Raw genomic sequence first — 16,408 nt, 5'->3', positions numbered from 1 at the left:
TCATTTACTCAAACAACCCCTCCACATACCCCACACTCCTATCCCGTTTCCCCAGCAACGCCGGCTGGCAAATCTCCACCAGCGAACAGGCTTTGCAGCGTTTGCCGTAGTCGGGCGGCGGAGTTAGGCCGCTGTTTAAAAGTTCGCGGACGGCGGCGATGGTGGCGAGTGTTTGGGCGCGCAGGTCGTCTGAAAACACGACGGGGACGCGGTGGCGGGTTTGCATATACCACAGCGCGCCCTCAGAGACGGTTTGCCCCGTCATTTCTTCCAAACACAAACCTTGGGCACAAAGCTGAATTTCATCCATTGGGTCGGGTTTGGGCTTGCCGCGTTTGTATTCCACAGGTTTCAGACGGCCTGTTTTCGTGGCCACTTCCACTAAATCCAACACGCCGCTGATGCCCAGTTTCTCCGCCGAGACATGCACCGTCCGCTCAAAACGCACACCCTTGCGCGTTTCCGGCTCGCCCGAATCCACCCGCTCATGCAGCGCCTTGCCCTGCGCGATCAAATAGTTCTCCGCCCACGCCTGCTCGTTGTGAATCACCGCATTGGCGCAGGCAGAAGGCGTAGTGTTGCAGGGCAGAAAGGGGAATCAGGCGTGTGTCCTGATTTTCCCCTTGGGTTTCGGTTAAAAGTGCGGTCATCTTTTTAAGTGTTTTTAAAGCAGTTCTTCCACACTCACGCCATTGAGGCCGTCTGAAACCACGCTGATTTTGTAATCGCCAAAACCGCTTGCGGGCGTACCTGATTCGCCGTTTACGCGTTCGACTTTTACGGCGTCAAACAGTTTATGTGCAGGCTGGCTGCCGAGTGCGCTATCGTGTTTGAAAACAATCAGTTTGCGTGCCGCCATTTCGCCACGGGCGGCGGAGCGGTCATGCTCAAACATCAGCGTCAGGGCTTGCCAGAGTTTGGCTAAGTCGTCGTCTGAAAAACCGGTTTTGGCGGCAAGGTTGGCGGAGATAAAGCCGTGCACGCGGTAGAGCGCGTAAGGGACGATGTATTTACGCCCCATAGTGCGTTCTTTTTCCAAGTCTTTTTCATTGGTTACCGCCATGCGGGTGATGGAAACTTCCAGCGGCACAATCGGGTCGATGGATTGGGCGAACGCCAGTTGTACCGGACCGCGCACTTGTCCGCTGTTGACTTCGGTGGTCATCACGGCGCCGAAGGTGCGGATATCGAAGAAGTTTTTACACATCCACGCGGTGATATCGAGGGCTTTGGCTTCGTCTTTTGGCAGTTTTTTTTCTTTAGTATTTGGTTCAATCCCTAAAGCCTCATAAGCGCGTTTGTTTTGCAGGTTTAACACGCTTTTTTCTTTGACGTAGATTTCGTAACCGGCTTCGTTTTCGCTGCTGATTTCTACAAAATTACGGATTTTGCGTTTTAGGCAGACATCGGTTACCAAACCTTTGCTGGATTCGGGATCAAGACGCGGCATATTGCCCGCATCGGGATCGCCGTTGGGGTTGCCGTTGATTACATCAAAAAAGTAAACAAATTCATAGCGGTTTTGAATGGCAGACATTTTCAGGCTCCTTAGTTCTCAATAGTTTCAGCGGTTTCTTTTTTAGCAAAATAGCTTTGTTTTTGGTGGTAATAGCCAATGGCGAAGCGGCCTTGCTCGTCAATGCTCAAATGGCGCGGGAAGGTTTCGGGCAGTTTGGCAATGATTTCGCCCAAATCTTTATCCAAATTCACCGCCATGCCGGCTTTGTCTTTACGCAAGCGCGATAAATGGTGTTTTGCACCCGACAAAAGACGCGGAAAAACGGAAAACGGCACGGCGGATGCAGAGCCGTAATAGCGGTCGGCAATGCCGGTATTTAATTCGCCCAACGCCTGATATTGAATGCGCTCCAATACGGCAAACAGCCGCCCTAAAAGATAGGCGCGATTCGGGCTTTCATTGTTCAAACTCATAGGAACTCCTTCTTCGATAAAACCTTTTCTAAAACGCCGCTCTAATACGGCTTTCATCATTGCCACGCGCAGACCGTTCACGTCGCCATCGGCGCGGATTCGGGTAATCAGTTGCGACAGTAAACTCAAGGGATACGGTGTACCGCAAATCACGGCGCGGGTCATCTCACCTGCCAACACGGGCGAGATGTTTTCGCTTTTGCCCAATACGGCAGTTTGCAATAAAAGTCGCCAAATAGACGGCGGCGTTTTCCATGCACAAGGCTCAAGAGCTAAATCTTGCCAATGCTGCGCCAAATTTTCCGCCAACTGCCCAAACGTGGTATCCAGCCAAAACCGAACAGAAATCCGCGCGGCATTAGGGGCAAGCCCTAAGATATAAAAACGGGTATTGGGAGAGAGTTCGGGCGCAATTTCTTGCAGCGGACGACCTTTGCCGATTTGTTCCAACACGTTAAAAATTTTGGCGCTTTCTTGTTCGTCATCCGGCGGCGTAAATACGTGCACGAAGAAGCCTTCGGCAGCCTGCGCAGTCGCGTTATCGTCCGCTTCCGCCCAAAAGACCGTACTGGCGTCGCCGATAGTCAGGCAGTGATTATTCGCTTCTTGATTACGTTGGCGCAACAGATAGTTCAGCGCGGTGGTGTAGGCAAAGGCAGATTGTTCGGAAACAGGCGCATTTGCGCCCTGCTCCTTGCCGAACGAGGCAAAGGCTTCTTTGTTGAACGAAATAATCGAACCGCCGGAGCTTTGCCCGCCAAACACGCCTTTAATTGCAGGATGCAGCCGTGCAATCGGGGCGGTGTCGCCGCTAATCAGACACAAGCCCTCAAGAGCTTCATCGCTTTTTAGGCAGCCTGCCCACAAGGTTTGTGCGGCTTCGCGTTTATGGATAAGTGCGGTCGGTTTTTCAAGAGAAAATGCGATATTGGCATCCAGTATTTCGGCAGGCAGATTTTCGGCAGCAAAATGTGCAGGCTGCCAGTTTTGCAGAAAACGGCACAAGGCTTGCAGGCCTTCATCTTCGCTGTTTTGCAGTAAATCAAGATGGTATTGCTTGAAGGCGTCAAAGGTTTTTTCAGACGGCGTAAACGGTTTTTCTTTGGCTTCGGCTTTGTTTTTATTGGCTTCCACGCCAAGCGCGTAGGCAGTTTTATCCCACAAAAAATTCGGTTTGATACCCGACGTGCGTTTTTCAGGGCGCGGCACACTCATCAGCTTCGGTTGCGGCTTTTTATCGGCTGTCAGATTCGGCACAACGGTTTTCAGACGACCTTCTTTATCCAACACCAAAATCCAGCCGATTTTTTCCTCGCTAAAGCCATAAGGCGGCACTTTCGGGGTGCCCATTTCATCGGTTTCTGCTGCCAAACGGCGGTAATAGCGGGCAAGGGATGCAAGAATCATGCTTTCACCTCCTCGGCGTAAAACGGCGGCACAAGAATGACGCCCTCTTTCATTTCCGCACGGAAAAAATGCGGCGTGTTGCCGTGGTCAAAATCAATATCGTGCAGCATCCAGCCCAAATCGCGGTTTGCCTCGCTTTCCGATAACGCCGACAGCGGCAGCGGCTCGCCCTCGTCAATCAACGCAAAATCGGCAGGAAATTCACGCACGCCCAAACAAGGCTGCTGAAAGCATTGCCCCTTTTTCGCACGGCGTTTGAACATCTCGATATGTTTGGTAACGGTCTCATCCGCGCCTGCTTTTGCCGTCAGCACCGCATGGGCTTCAATCACATAAGCCACGTCTTTAAGCACCGTCGCCGCGCGCTGCTGGCGGTCGTCTTCAATCAGCGTATATAAATCGGCAACGCTCTTACGTTTGATCGCGCCGCTGACCTTGCCCGCCGAAATCTTGCCGCCCAACTCATTACGCCGCACCGACTCAAACTGAATCGGTTTCAACACATAAATCCTATCAATCACCCAGCGAATCGCCGGCTTCCAATGTACCGCCGCCAAAATCCCGCGCGCTGCCGACGGCGTGATGACATCATAAGACACCCGCTCCACCTTCATCTCCGGACGGGTAAAACAGGCATAATCGCCCCAAACGTGTAGGCGGATTTGGTTCATTTGGTTCTCCTTTTGTTTGGAAAGTGCGGTTTCAGACGACGTTTAAAAACGTTGGGAGAATTGACCGCACTTTTTTGCACCCTCAACTACAGTAATCCAATCATTTCCTCAATGGATTGTTTAAGTTCATCTTCTGTATAAAGTGTATTTTGTCGATTTTCAGGATGATGAATATGGTTACGGATAAATGTTTGTAAACTTACGGGATATGGTTGTCTAACCGTGCCATCACTATTTACTCTAGTCCAATATTTACTGAATTGGATTCCTTGAGCATTAATCCATTGTTCAAAATCTCTCTCACTAAATTTTCCATTCTTATCTTGTAATCTTCCGTATAATTCATTATGTAATTCCACGGTAGGCAATTTATACGCTTTAAAATTAATCTCTCCCCAAGTTGGACTCCAAGGAAAAATTTTTTCCAATGAAGCATCTTCAACAGTATTACTAATTCCATCTTTTCTAAAAATAAACAGACCGACGTTATTTAAATGCGGTGTAACCAAAAAATATGGGGAATGCGTAGTCAAAAATACTTGTTTTGTTTTTGAAATTTCCAGTAAGGCCTCAAAAAGTTTGGTTTGACCTTTCGGATGCAAACAAATTTCAGGTTCATCAATAAACAAATAAAACGGCTTGGTTTGACCTTGCTCTTCATCATGTGCTAACTCTTCTGCATAGACTTGAAGCAAAGCTAATGCGACTGAACGCTGCATTCCATTACCTTTTTCAGACATTGGGATATCCACGCCATCGTCAATGAAGATAGATGCACTTTTAAAAAATGAATCTATCTTTAGTTCATCGAATCTAAAATGAATATGTGCTTGTCCAAATTGTTCTGTAAAAATATGCTGAACTTTTTGTTCAACGACTGCAATTTTTTGACGTAACTCTGAATTGGGATTATTAAAAACACTGTTAAAACTATCTTGGAAATCCCTATATTCAGAGGTTGTAATGTGAGCCTGTGCAATTTCTTTTAGCAACAATCCACAAAGAGTTGTTGATCCAAAAGCTGCCTCATCGCTAGGGTTTGTATCAGCCCAGATAAAATTTGTCTCAAAGAGTTTTTTGAATGGTGCATCAATACCACTTGGGTTGGAATACCCTTGTGAATTTTCATTCCATAAATCTAATTGTTTACAATCTACTGTACTTCTCCTTGCTCTAAGTTCATTATTACTTGTAATTGAATTGATAAAAGCAGTTTGTTTATTGCTCTGAACAAAATAATTAACTGAATTCTCAATATCACCGCAAAAAGTGAGTTCAATACAAGCATGTTCTGGCTGTGTATTATTCTCACGCTTGCTTCTAATTCGATCAATTTCTCCTTTGATTCCGTTTCGTAAAAAATCCACCGCCTCAAAAATAGATGACTTACCAGAGTTATTTTCTCCAACGAATATATTTAAACCACTACCAGGCGTGGTGCCATCAGGAATTTTAAAGTTGATCTGATGGTTCTCACCAATAAACCCTTTAAAATTAGATAAACAAATACTTTTTATAAACATAACAGTTTCCTTTTCTTAGATTAAAAATAAAGATTGAGTTAAAACACCAAACTCTCCTCTCTTATAAAATCAGTATCCTCCCAACTCAACCCCGCCACTTCATCATACAAATCCAGTCCAATCAGCGTATAAAACTGTTTGCCGAAGTTTTTCTCGTTAATCGGTTCGATACGCCCTGCTTTATACAAGGCAGCGAGGGCTTTTTCGGGGATTTGGACGATGTAGGGTTGCAGTTTGCGTAAGAGTCCGCCGATGTGGTCGGCGTGATGCAGGCTGCTAATGAGGTTTTCGGCATCAACATCGAACGGAATAATCAGCGGCTGCATATGGCTTTCGATCATGCAGAATTTGTCAGCGATGGTTTGGAATGGGAAATCGAGGCTTTGTCCTGTATCATTGTGCATTTTCAGGATTTTTTTATTGTCCAGTTCGCTGCCTTTTAATTGATAAAGCTCGGCGAAGTAGGCAGCGACGGCTTGGGTGGATAAGAGGTCGTCTGAAAAGCTGTCGGCAGTCAGGCGCATAACGGCGGCCTGGGCGGCAAGTTCGGGCGGGGCTTTCCATTGTTCTTCGGGCGCGAATATCCAGACAAAGCTGTTTTCAGACGGCCTTTTGCCTTCGCGGTTACAGCGCCCTGCGGCTTGGGCAACGCTATCTAAACCTGCCTCGGCGCGCATCACCAGCGGAAAATCCACATCAACGCCGGCCTCAATTAAGGAGGTGGCGATAACGCGGCAGGGTTCGCCGTTTTTCAGACGGCCTCGGATTTCATCGAGTTTTTGGCTGCGGTGTTTGGCGCACATTAAGGTGGTCAGGTGGAATGTGCCCTCAAGGTATTTGGCTTGGTCGTACAGGCTGCGGGCGTGGCAGCGGTTATTGACGATGACGAGCATTTGCGGGTGTTCGGCAAGTTTGGCGAGCAGGTCGGCGTCAGTTTGTGTGCCGATATGGTGCACGGTGGTGCGGCGCAGTTTGTCGAAAAGTGCGGTCGGTTTCGGGGCTATTTCACGCACGTTTTCAAAGCCGCGATAGAAGCCGTTTTCGGCTTGCACGGCTGGCTGGGTGGCGGTGCACATGACGACGCTGCAGCGGTAGTTTTGCGCCAATTCTTTGATGGCTTGCATGATAGGCAGCAACAGATTGAGCGGCAGCATTTGCGCTTCGTCGAGGATGATGACGGAGCCTGCGATGTTGTGCAGCTTGCGGCAGCGCGAGGAGCGGTCGGCAAAGAGGGATTCAAAGAATTGCACGGCAGTGGTCACGACAATCGGCGCGTCCCAGTTTTCCGAGGCAAGTCGCAATTTGTCTTTGGTGGCCTCATTTTGCAGTTTGCCATCGTCGAAGGTGCTGTGGTGTTCCAACACGGCTTGTTCGCCCAATTCGCCAAAGGCTTTGCGGAATTCAGCGGCATTTTGTTCGATGATGCTGGTGAACGGGATGACGTAAATCACGCGCCGCATACCGTGCCGTTTGGCGTATTCCAGCGCAAATGCCATGGAAGTGAAAGTTTTGCCGCCGCCGGTCGGCACGGTGAGCGTGAACAGCCCTTGCGGTTGTGCCGCTTGTTCTACGGCGTAATCGAGAATTTCGCTGCGCAGGCGGTTTAAGGCGGCATTGCGTTTTTCGGCTTCGGTTTGCTCTGGAGCTTGGGTGACACGTCGTCTGAAAGTGTTGATAAATTGATTGAAATTGTGTTGTAAGGCGTTTAGATCGGGATAGTCGCCTCGCTCGACGGCTTTGTTTTCTAGGTTTGAATAAAAGGCTTCAGTATCAAGATAATCGGCATCTACCAAGCAGGAATAGAGCATTCTGGTGAAAAAAGCGTAGGAGAAAAAAGGATGATGCGCGTCGGCTTTGAGTGGTGGCGGAGAGAGGGTTTCAGGAAGCTTGATTTCTTGTTGCCACAGGTTATCGAGAGCGGGAATATCTGCGCCAAATTGCAATACTAACCGCTGCTTTAACGTGCGGCGGTTATCCCCTTCACCATTGCCATTTGCCAACCCGGCATGATGCCCCGCAATGCAAAACGCCATCAGTTTGCCGATAACATTTCCCCAGTGTTCTACCGCAATTTTTGCTCCAGCGGTGGCATGATCAACTGAAGGACCGCCATGCAATCGGTGATTAAAGGGTTCCGAATATTTCCCTAAGTCATGAAGCTGTCCCGTCTGGCAAGCAATTTCCTGTGCACCAAATACCCGAGCAAACTCCGCCGCCATTTCGCCAACATTGACCGAATGGCTTTGCAAGGTTTGCCAATGTTCGTAAGGCAAGAGATTACCGAGTTTGTCTTGGGCAGAATGGGCGTAGTAAATTAGGGTTTTCATATTGAAATTCTAAAAAATTTAAACTGATATTATGCAATGATAATATGATATTAAATTTAATATGCAAATAGAAAAAATGCCGTCTGAAACTTTTTCAGACGGCATTTTTATTAATTACCCTTTATAACTTGCTTCTGATATCCTCCACCGCTTTCACTAAAGCCTCGGAAAGCGAAGGATCAAAAGAAGAGTGGCCTGCTTGGACGATTCTCAATTCTGCTTCAGGGAAGGCTTGCGAGAGTTCCCACGCGCTTTGCATCGGGGTGCACAGATCGTAGCGGCCTTGGACGATGATGGTTGGGATATGGCGGATTTTGTCGATGTTTGCCAAGATGGCTTTATCGCCCTGCAACCAGCCTTCGTTCACGAAATAATGGTTTTCCATTCTTGCGATGGCAAGGGAGGCTTGCGGGTCTTCATCCACGTCTTTTGGTTCAAACCGAATAAGGTAGCTTTCCCAATCTGCCCATGATTTAGCTGCTTTGAGGCGCGTAGCTTCATCTTCGCTGAACAGCATTTCATGGTAGGCTTTAATTAGGGCTTGGCGTTTGTTTTCGGCTACGGGGGCAATGAATTTTTGCCATTGAGCCGGATAAATTTGGCTTACGCCACCTGCTTCGTTCAACCATGCCATTTCAGACGGCCTGCACAGGAAAATACCGCGCAAAACTAAGCCGCTGACGCGATCGGGATGGGTTTCGGCATAAGTCAGCGACAAGGTGCTGCCCCATGAGCCGCCGAAAACCAGCCATTTTTGAATGCCGAGCATTTCGCGTACTTTTTCAATATCGGCAACCAAATCCCATGTGGTGTTGTCTTCAATACAGGCATACGGTTTAGAGCGTCCGCAACCGCGTTGATCAATGATGACGATGCGGAAATGCTCTGGGTTGAAAAAGCCGCGACAGGCCGGTGATGCGCCTGCTCCGGGGCCGCCATGCAGGAAAATCACGGGGTGGCCATCAGGATTGCCTGACTCTTCCCAGTAGATTTCGTGAATGTCGGATACGCGCAAAAGGCCGCTATTTCGTGGTTCTTGAATCGGATGCATGAGCTTTCTCCTTTGTCTGATGAATAGGTTGATTGTAACACTTTACCTGCTGATTTTTCAGACGGCCTACATAGGTTTATCGCCACAAATGGCGTAAAATAGCACTTTTTTGACAGGATTATTTATGACTGACAACAAACAAACACATGCGGCACCCGAAGGACAACTTTTATTGCGTACGGTAGCCATGCCGCGCGATACCAACCCTAATCAGGATATCTTCGGCGGCTGGATTATGTCGCAAATGGATCTAGGCGGCGGTATTTTGGCGGCAGAAATCGCACAGGGACGAATTGTAACCGTAGCCGTTCAAGAAATGAATTTCATCAGACCGGTAAAGGTCGGCAACGTCGTGTGCTGCTACGGTCATTGTGTCCGCGTAGGCAATACTTCTTTGCAACTGAAAATCGAGGTATGGGTTAAGACTTTGATGAACGATATGGTAACGGAAGACCGCCAACTGGTCACCGAAGCCGTGTTCACTTACGTCGCTATCGATGCACAAGGCAATCCGCGCCCTATTCCTCGCGAAGGCAATGCAAAGCTGGCACATTTGTAAGTTTAAAAATCAAAACAAGGCCGTCTGAAACCTCAATGTTCAGACGGCCTTTTTTCATACAGAAGCAAAATGTAACCAGCAATATGATGATCATGTCTTTAGGCAGATTGGCCGGACGGATTTCCTCCAAAATGCTGCTGCGCAACTGGGTTATCGTCTGCATGGGCAATTTGGTGGGCACACTGGCAATGGCTTTTTTCCTTGGGTACTATGTCGGTATGATTGAAGGCAGCATGGCAGAAAAAACCATTGCTGTGGCGGAGGCAAAAGTCCATATGGATTTCGGCCGCGCTTTTGTATCGGCAGTAGCATGTAACTGGATGGTCTGCATGGGCGCGTGGCTGCATTTTGCCGCTAAAAACACAACCGGACGAATGCTGGCCATTTGGTTCCCCGTCATGATTTTCGTATTAAACGGCTTCCAACACCTTGTCGCCAATATGTTCGTTATCCCAGCGGGTATTCTGGCAGGCGCAAACATCACATGGGGGCAATTTTTCTTTAACATGATTCCCGTATTCTTGGGCAATGTCGTCGGTGGTGCATCCTTTGTCGGCGCGTCTTATCTTTATACTTATAAAGACACGCTGAAAGATAGTGCCGAATAGCCCTGCTTTAGAAACAACAAAACCTGCTTTGAGAAAGCAGGTTTTGTTTCAGACGGCATTGGTATTAAGTTTTAAAATCCATTCGGACACATTATTCAGATAAATCATCCAAACGAAAAAAGAGCCGTTTTTAAAACGACTCTTTCCAATTTTTTGGTCGGAGTGAAAGGATTCGAACCTTCGACCCCTTGCACCCCATGCAAGTGCGCTACCAGACTGCGCCACACTCCGACTCGATAAGCTGTGAATTCTAGTTTCAAACGCTGATTTTGACAAGTGCTTTTTAGAAAGGGAAATTTACTCGTTTGAAAACATTTAAATTATTTGTAAACAAAAAAAGGCCGTCTAAAATCATTCAGACGGCCTTTGATTATCCAGGCAAATATCAAGCTTCAACCGGAATAATACCGATTTTGGCCTGCCATTGTTTTGGCGCAATGGCGTGAACCGATTCACCGTTGCTATCCACCGCAACGGTCACAGGCATGTCTTTGACTTCAAATTCGTAAATCGCTTCCATACCCAATTCTGGGAACGCCAAGACTTTAGATGCTTTAATGGCTTTGGCAACCAGATATGCCGCGCCGCCGACAGCCATCAGGTAAACGGCTTTATTATCGGCAATGGCTTGGCAAGTTGCTGCACCGCGTTCGGATTTACCGATCATACCCAGGAGGCCGGTTTGTTCCAGCATTTGGCGGGTAAACTTATCCATACGGGTGGAAGTAGTCGGACCGGCCGGGCCAACAACTTCGTCACGGACTGGATCAACCGGGCCAACGTAGTAAATCAGTTTGTTGGTGAAATCTACCGGCAATTCTTCGCCTTTGTTGAGCATATCAACCAAACGTTTGTGCGCGGCATCGCGTCCGGTCAGGATTTTACCGTTCAGCAACAACACGTCGCCGGTTTTCCATGTTGCCACTTCTTCTTTGGTCAGATTGTTGACATCGACACGTTTGCCGTTGTCCGGGCTGTAAGTCAAATCCGGCCAGTCTTCCAAAGATGGGGCTTCCAGTTTGGCCGGGCCTGAGCCGTCCAATTCAAATTCGATGTGGCGGGTAGCCGCGCAGTTTGGAATCATGGCAATCGGTTTGGAAGCCGCGTGGGTTGGGTAGTCAAGGATTTTGACATCCAGCACGGTGCTCAAACCGCCCAAACCTTGTGCGCCGATGCCCAAGGCATTTACTTTTTTGTAGAGTTCTAAGCGTAGGGCTTCGGTTGTAGACAATTCTGCACCGGAATCGGCTTTTTCTTTGAGTTCCTGAATATCGATATGGCTCATCAGGCTTTCTTTGGCCATCAACACTGCTTTTTCAGGCGTACCGCCGATGCCGATACCCAAAATGCCCGGAGGACACCAGCCGGCACCCATTTGAGGAACGGTTTTCAATACCCAATCAACGATATTGTCTGAAGGGTTGAGCATGGCAACTTTGGTTTTGTTTTCAGAACCGCCGCCTTTGGCTGCGCAAGTGACTTCGACTTTGTCGCCTTTTACGATTTCCATATGTACAACGGCAGGGGTGTTGTCTTTGGTATTTTGACGTTTACCAGCCGGATCGGCCAATACAGAGGCGCGCAGTTTGTTGTCAGGATAGGTGTATGCACGGCGTACGCCTTCGTTAACCATTTCCTGTACGCTCATCTCGGCATCCCACTGTACATCCATGCCCACTTTCAAGAATACGGTCGCAATACCGGTATCCTGACAAATCGGACGATGGCCTTCAGCACACATACGGCTATTGACCAAAATCTGCGCCATCGCATCTTTGGCGGCAGGGTTTTCTTCTTTTTGATAAGCCTTATACAAAGCCTGAATGTAGTCTTTAGGATGGTAGTAGCTGATGAATTGGAAAGCATCGAAAATACTTTGGATAAAGTCTTCTTGCTTGATGACGGTCATGATTGTGTTCCTTTTCGGGAGTCATGGTAGGAAGGGTTTGTTTATTTTTTAAGAGACCGATTTTTTCAGACGGCCTTCAATAGTGTAATAGTGCTTTCAAATGAATAATTCAGACAATATCATTTTCATACCTTATTGATTTAAATAGAATTTAATATCGCATTAAATCACTTGGTTATTGATAATATATATCCACTGACCATTCACTTACACAGAAATAAAATTACATTATTTTTAAATGATATTCTAATTACAAGTCCGTCTGAAAATGTTTGCTTTAAGTATCTGAGAAAGAAATTTAGTAGCTTGTATTTAAAAGGAAACTACCTAAATTTCAGACGGCCTTTCTTATTTTCCAATACGATACACAATTGTAAAATCTGTGTCATTTTCTCCCTCAATCTTCTTGACTGATATCAAACTCATTTAATTTTCTGAAATTTTATAACAATCTTTTCACTTACTTACCTATAAGAATATTATTCAATATATACAACAATCTATGTAAAATTGTCTAACATATAATAATGATTTTTACTAGTAAATATACGAATATTTTAAAATTTATAATAAAAAAGTAATTTTATTTTACTTTTAAAATCAAGTTGTTGTAATAAATTTGTCTAAATAATAGGCATATTTTGTTTGCAATCCTCCTTCTATAAAACCTTAGGTTACCCCTATCATCAAAACCACTAAATTCTGATACACTTCGACTCATAAAGATAAACATTGATTTTAAAAGAATTTCCGAGTAAATCACTTGGATATTTTCCTCATACGCAATAAATGTAATAAAAATACAATTAATCAAATTACCCACTATTCCAACTTCCAATTTCACAGGAACAAACCATGAGTGAAAATTTGTTAACCCTGACCATAGACGGCCATGAAGTCAAAGCTTCCGCCGACTCGTCAATCATCCAAGCCTATGCCCGTTCAGGCAATGCGATTACTGCCAATGTCGGCTGTATGGGTCAAGGCGTATGCGGTTCCTGCCGCTGCATGATTCGTAAAGAAGGCGAGCGCGAAGTAACCACCGCACTGGCATGCGAGACTAAAGTTGAAGAAGGCATGCATATCAGCTTCTTGGACTACTTTATTCCCGAGCATATCCAATATTACGACGTCGGGGAAATTGGTGACGGCTGGAACTGGTTGGACGATACCGCCAAAGCCTTCCCAGAAGCGCAAAACTGCCGTCATTGCGGCGGCTGCAATCGCGCCTGTCCTAAAGGTTTGCAAGTAGAAAACGGCGTAGCGCAGGTAGTTTCCGGCGATTTCGGCGCAGCTGCGCTGACCTTTGACCAATGCGTGATGTGCAACCTCTGCACCCTCTCCTGCCCAGAACACATCCGTCCGAACCACTTGGGCCTGTTCGCCCGCCGTATGAAAGCGGCGCGTACGTTGCGCCCTGTGGATTTGATGCGCCGCCTACGCGAAATCGACAGCGGCAAAATGAAAGTCGAATTTGAAGAGGAGTCAGTGTAATGGTTAACAAAATCCAAGGCATAGACTACGAAACCGCCCTTGCCAACCTGCGTGCGTCCTCATTGGAGCTGCGTGGCGATTTACCTGAAAAGAACGAATTACTGAGCCAATTTCACCCTGACTATCAGGCAAATGCGCGTGTGAAACTACCTATCGGTCCAAACCAAGGCGATTACTGCCATCCTGATTTGGCGAAACTGCTGATCAGTCATCCACTGATTGACGACTATGATTTGTCGGGCGCGGAACATTTGAACACTGACGTGCTGGTTATTGGCGGCGGCGGTGCGGGCGCGGCAGCGGCATTGTCTGCGACTGAAGCCGGCGCACGCGTCATCATGGCGAACAAACTGCGTATCGGCGACAGCAATACCGTGATGGCCGAAGGCGGCATTCAAGCAGCGGTCGGCGCAGAAGACAGCCTGCAACAACACTTTGACGACACCATCAAAGGCGGCCACAACGTCGGCAAAAAAGAATTGGTGGCACAAATGGTTACCGATGCGCCGTCCGCCATCCGCTGGCTGATTGGCTTGGGCATGACCTTCGACCTTGCCAAAGGCGCGGACAGCAACGGCATGTTGAGCCGCAAACGCGCAGGCGGTACGACCGTACCGCGCATCCTGAGCTACCGCGACTTTACCGGCCTCGAAATGATGCGCGTACTGCGCGAGGCTGTCGAACTCGACGAAAACATCACCCAGCTCAACCGCCACCCCGCCATCGAATTATTGTCGGACGAACACGGCCGCTGCGTCGGCGCGATTTTGTACGATTTGGAAAAACGCTCTTTGGTGTTGGTTCACGCCAAAGCCGTGGTATTGGCAACCGGCGGCAGCGGACGCCTGCATTTGCAGGGTTTTGCCACTTCCAACCACTATGGCGCGACTGCAGACGGCCTGGTAATGGCTTACCGTATCGGTGCCAAACTGCGCGATGTCGATTCTTTCCAATACCACCCGACCGGTGTTGCCCACCCTCCGCACTTGGCAGGCGCGCTGATTTCCGAAGCCGTGCGCTCCGCAGGCACCAAGCTGGTCAACGGTTTGGGCGAACGTTTCGTTGACGAATTGCAACCGCGCGACGTTGTTGCCGCTGCGATTCTGCGCGAATGCCGCGAAGGCCGCGGCGTGGTACGCGATGGTCAAGTCGGCGTGTTCCTCGACACCCCGCGCCTGATTGCTAACGACCCTGACGTATTGAACCGTCTAGTAACACTCGGCCATGTTGCCCACAAATGCGGCATCGACCCTGCTGTTGAGCCGGTCATGATTCATCCGACCCTGCACTATCAAAACGGCGGTATCGAAATCAACGGCAACGGCGCGACCTGCGTCGAAGGCCTCTATTGCGCCGGCGAAGTAACCGGCGGCATTCACGGCCGCAACCGTCTGATGGGCAATGCACTTTTGGACATCATCAGCTTCGGTCGCCGTGCCGGTAAAGCCGCGGCAAATTGCGGCCTGCCGCTGAAAAAAGTACGCGGCGGTGTCGGACACGTCCACGACCTGCAACGCGAAATGACCCGGGCCGGCCTGACCAGCGACATCAAAGCCCCCGTTTTATATCCCGACTACGGCAAATTCGATTTGCGCGAACACGCCGGTTTGCAGGAGCAACAATCATGAATCAAGCCAATCAAAACTTACTGCATCCTTCCCGCCAAGTCGGCGCAGATTTAGCCGCGTGGCGCAAAGTCGGCGGCGGCGAAGGCCTGCTGGCTGCGCTTGCCGATCCTCAAAGCATTGTTTCCAAACTGCAAGATGCCAATCTTTGCGGTATGGGCGGTGCAGGTTTCCCGACTTGGCGCAAATGGGAGGCCGCCGTTGCCGCCCAAAGCAAAAATGGCGACAAATACGTCGTCTGTAATGCCAACGAAGACGAACCGGGTACATTTAAAGACCGCGTACTGCTGGCAAATACGCCGCACCAAGTCATCGAAGGCGTCCTGATTGCCGCCGTTGCCTGCCGTGCCAATAAAGCAATTTTGTACGTCAACCCTCATCAAACCGAATCCATCGCTTCCATCACACCGGCCATCGAGCAATGGAAAAACAGCGATTTGTTTATCCGCATCGAAAACTACTTGGGTAAACCTTTGGACTTGCAACTGGTTGAAACTTCAGGCCGTTATATCGGCGGCGAAGAAACTGCCGTAATTTCATGGCTGGAGGGCGGTTTCCCCTTCCCCCGCCGCAAGCCGCCTTTCCCCGCCGAAAGCGGTGTCAACGGTGAGCCGACCCTTATCAACAATACCGAAACCTTCGCCAATATTCCGCAAATCCTTGCCAAAGGCGCGGAATGGTACAAATCTTTGGGTTTGGGCGATGCGGCCGGTACAAAACTCTACTCTCTCTCCGGCGACGTATTGAATCCGGGCCTGTACGAACTGCCAATGGGCACGACCTTGCAATCGCTGATTTACGATCACGGCGGCGGTATGCTCGAAGGCCGTACGTTTAAAGCCGTATTTACCGGCGGCCCGTCAAACACGCTTTTGACCGTAAAAGATTTGGATGTGCCTTTGGACTTCGTGTCCGTACGCGAACGCAAATCCAGCCTCGGTACCGGCGCGATGATTGTGATTTCCGAAGGCACCAGCGTGGTGCGCAAAGTGGCCGAGTATGTGGAATTTTTCGCTTCCAACTCATGCGGTCAATGCCCGCCTTGCAAAGGCGGCACATTCCAGCTTTCCCGCCTGCTCAACCGCGTGGACACCGGTATCGGCACTTCCGACGACCTGCGCGCCCTGCAAAGCCTGTGCCAACTGTTGCCACGAAGCGGCCGTTGCGGTTTGATTGACGGCGCAGTTACCGTGTTGCAAAGCTCGCTGCGTACCTTCCCCGAAGAGTACGGCCTGCCGCAAGAACAGGAGTAAAACGGCGTTGTTTTCAGACGGCCTGTTACTATAAAGGCCGTCTGAAAAC

General features: G+C 48.8%; 11 protein-coding genes, 1 tRNA gene and 2 pseudogenes. 5 read left to right on the top strand and 9 right to left on the bottom strand.

What is annotated here, in order from left to right:
- Positions 1 to 4: 4 nt before the first annotated feature.
- The 7 genes and pseudogenes from cas4 to pip form a co-directional block, all read right to left on the bottom strand.
- Positions 5 to 650 (bottom strand): annotated as a pseudogene (cas4, locus tag ACTHTG_RS04180) (CRISPR-associated protein Cas4).
- Between the two features lie 14 nt (positions 651 to 664).
- Positions 665 to 1,537: a type I-C CRISPR-associated protein Cas7/Csd2 gene (cas7c, locus tag ACTHTG_RS04175; protein WP_440360523.1), complete on the bottom strand. Its 873-nt coding sequence runs from the start codon at positions 1,535 to 1,537 to the stop codon at positions 665 to 667.
- A gap of 11 nt (positions 1,538 to 1,548) precedes the next feature.
- Positions 1,549 to 3,339 (bottom strand): type I-C CRISPR-associated protein Cas8c/Csd1, encoded by a 1,791-nt coding sequence (cas8c, locus tag ACTHTG_RS04170; RefSeq protein WP_440360524.1) that lies wholly within the window; start codon positions 3,337 to 3,339, stop codon positions 1,549 to 1,551.
- Positions 3,336 to 4,010, bottom strand: coding sequence for a type I-C CRISPR-associated protein Cas5c (cas5c, locus tag ACTHTG_RS04165; protein WP_004520756.1), 675 nt, complete (start codon positions 4,008 to 4,010; stop codon positions 3,336 to 3,338). The genes cas8c and cas5c overlap by 4 nt, the downstream gene beginning before the upstream one ends.
- Before the next feature lie 86 nt (positions 4,011 to 4,096).
- Complete coding sequence (locus tag ACTHTG_RS04160) at positions 4,097 to 5,533, bottom strand: ATP-dependent nuclease (protein WP_004520757.1); 1,437 nt, start codon at positions 5,531 to 5,533, stop codon at positions 4,097 to 4,099.
- Between the two features lie 38 nt (positions 5,534 to 5,571).
- Positions 5,572 to 7,860 carry a CRISPR-associated helicase/endonuclease Cas3 gene (locus tag ACTHTG_RS04155; protein ID WP_004520758.1) on the bottom strand — a complete coding sequence of 763 codons (2,289 nt, stop codon included), beginning with the start codon at positions 7,858 to 7,860 and terminating at the stop codon, positions 5,572 to 5,574.
- A gap of 121 nt (positions 7,861 to 7,981) precedes the next feature.
- A complete protein-coding gene (gene pip / locus ACTHTG_RS04150) occupies positions 7,982 to 8,911 on the bottom strand; it encodes a prolyl aminopeptidase (RefSeq protein WP_004520759.1) in 930 nt (309 codons plus the stop codon).
- Positions 8,912 to 9,035: 124 nt separating this feature from the next.
- Between pip and yciA the strand changes: the two genes are divergently transcribed.
- Together yciA and ACTHTG_RS04140 are read left to right on the top strand one after the other, a co-directional pair.
- Positions 9,036 to 9,470, top strand: a complete 435-nt coding sequence (yciA, locus tag ACTHTG_RS04145) for an acyl-CoA thioester hydrolase YciA (protein ID WP_004520760.1) — start codon at positions 9,036 to 9,038, stop codon at positions 9,468 to 9,470.
- A 71-nt stretch (positions 9,471 to 9,541) separates the two neighbouring features.
- Positions 9,542 to 10,078 (top strand): annotated as a pseudogene (locus ACTHTG_RS04140) (formate/nitrite transporter family protein); the annotation flags it as partial.
- 154 nt (positions 10,079 to 10,232) lie between these two features.
- Here ACTHTG_RS04140 and ACTHTG_RS04135 read toward each other — a convergent pair.
- Positions 10,233 to 10,309 (bottom strand) — tRNA-Pro (locus tag ACTHTG_RS04135).
- Positions 10,310 to 10,463: 154 nt separating this feature from the next.
- Complete coding sequence (locus ACTHTG_RS04130) at positions 10,464 to 11,987, bottom strand: fumarate hydratase (RefSeq protein ID WP_003746217.1); 1,524 nt, start codon at positions 11,985 to 11,987, stop codon at positions 10,464 to 10,466.
- An 855-nt stretch (positions 11,988 to 12,842) separates the two neighbouring features.
- On the opposite strand from ACTHTG_RS04130, the gene ACTHTG_RS04125 reads away from it, so the two are divergent.
- From ACTHTG_RS04125 to ACTHTG_RS04115, 3 genes are read left to right on the top strand one after another with little or no spacing between them, the layout of a single operon-like run.
- Complete coding sequence (locus tag ACTHTG_RS04125) at positions 12,843 to 13,481, top strand: 2Fe-2S iron-sulfur cluster-binding protein (protein WP_004520763.1); 639 nt, start codon at positions 12,843 to 12,845, stop codon at positions 13,479 to 13,481.
- Positions 13,481 to 15,109 (top strand): FAD-binding protein, encoded by a 1,629-nt coding sequence (locus ACTHTG_RS04120; protein ID WP_049335867.1) that lies wholly within the window; start codon positions 13,481 to 13,483, stop codon positions 15,107 to 15,109. Before ACTHTG_RS04125 ends, ACTHTG_RS04120 begins: the two co-directional genes overlap by 1 nt.
- On the top strand, positions 15,106 to 16,359 hold the full coding sequence (locus ACTHTG_RS04115) for a complex I 51 kDa subunit family protein (protein ID WP_049335869.1): 1,254 nt from the start codon (positions 15,106 to 15,108) through the stop codon (positions 16,357 to 16,359). Before ACTHTG_RS04120 ends, ACTHTG_RS04115 begins: the two co-directional genes overlap by 4 nt.
- Positions 16,360 to 16,408 lie beyond the last annotated feature (49 nt).

Origin of the sequence: Neisseria sp. P0017.S009 (genome assembly GCF_051957375.1) — a bacterium.
Classification (GTDB): Bacteria; Pseudomonadota; Gammaproteobacteria; order Burkholderiales; family Neisseriaceae; genus Neisseria; species Neisseria perflava.
This window is presented reverse-complemented; position numbering and strand designations above follow the sequence as displayed.

Bases quoted from the DNA above. Each gene is read 5' to 3' on its own strand.
- pip (WP_004520759.1), bottom strand. From the start codon at position 8,911: ATGCATCCGATTCAAGAACCACGAAATAGCGGCCTTTTGCGCGTATCC.
- cas7c (WP_440360523.1), bottom strand. From the start codon at position 1,537: ATGTCTGCCATTCAAAACCGCTATGAATTTGTTTACTTTTTTGATGTA.
- ACTHTG_RS04115 (WP_049335869.1), top strand. From the start codon at position 15,106: ATGAATCAAGCCAATCAAAACTTACTGCATCCTTCCCGCCAAGTCGGC.
- ACTHTG_RS04160 (WP_004520757.1), bottom strand. From the start codon at position 5,533: ATGTTTATAAAAAGTATTTGTTTATCTAATTTTAAAGGGTTTATTGGT.
- ACTHTG_RS04155 (WP_004520758.1), bottom strand. From the start codon at position 7,860: ATGAAAACCCTAATTTACTACGCCCATTCTGCCCAAGACAAACTCGGT.
- ACTHTG_RS04125 (WP_004520763.1), top strand. From the start codon at position 12,843: ATGAGTGAAAATTTGTTAACCCTGACCATAGACGGCCATGAAGTCAAA.
- ACTHTG_RS04130 (WP_003746217.1), bottom strand. From the start codon at position 11,987: ATGACCGTCATCAAGCAAGAAGACTTTATCCAAAGTATTTTCGATGCT.
- yciA (WP_004520760.1), top strand. From the start codon at position 9,036: ATGACTGACAACAAACAAACACATGCGGCACCCGAAGGACAACTTTTA.
- ACTHTG_RS04120 (WP_049335867.1), top strand. From the start codon at position 13,481: ATGGTTAACAAAATCCAAGGCATAGACTACGAAACCGCCCTTGCCAAC.
- cas5c (WP_004520756.1), bottom strand. From the start codon at position 4,010: ATGAACCAAATCCGCCTACACGTTTGGGGCGATTATGCCTGTTTTACC.
- cas8c (WP_440360524.1), bottom strand. From the start codon at position 3,339: ATGATTCTTGCATCCCTTGCCCGCTATTACCGCCGTTTGGCAGCAGAA.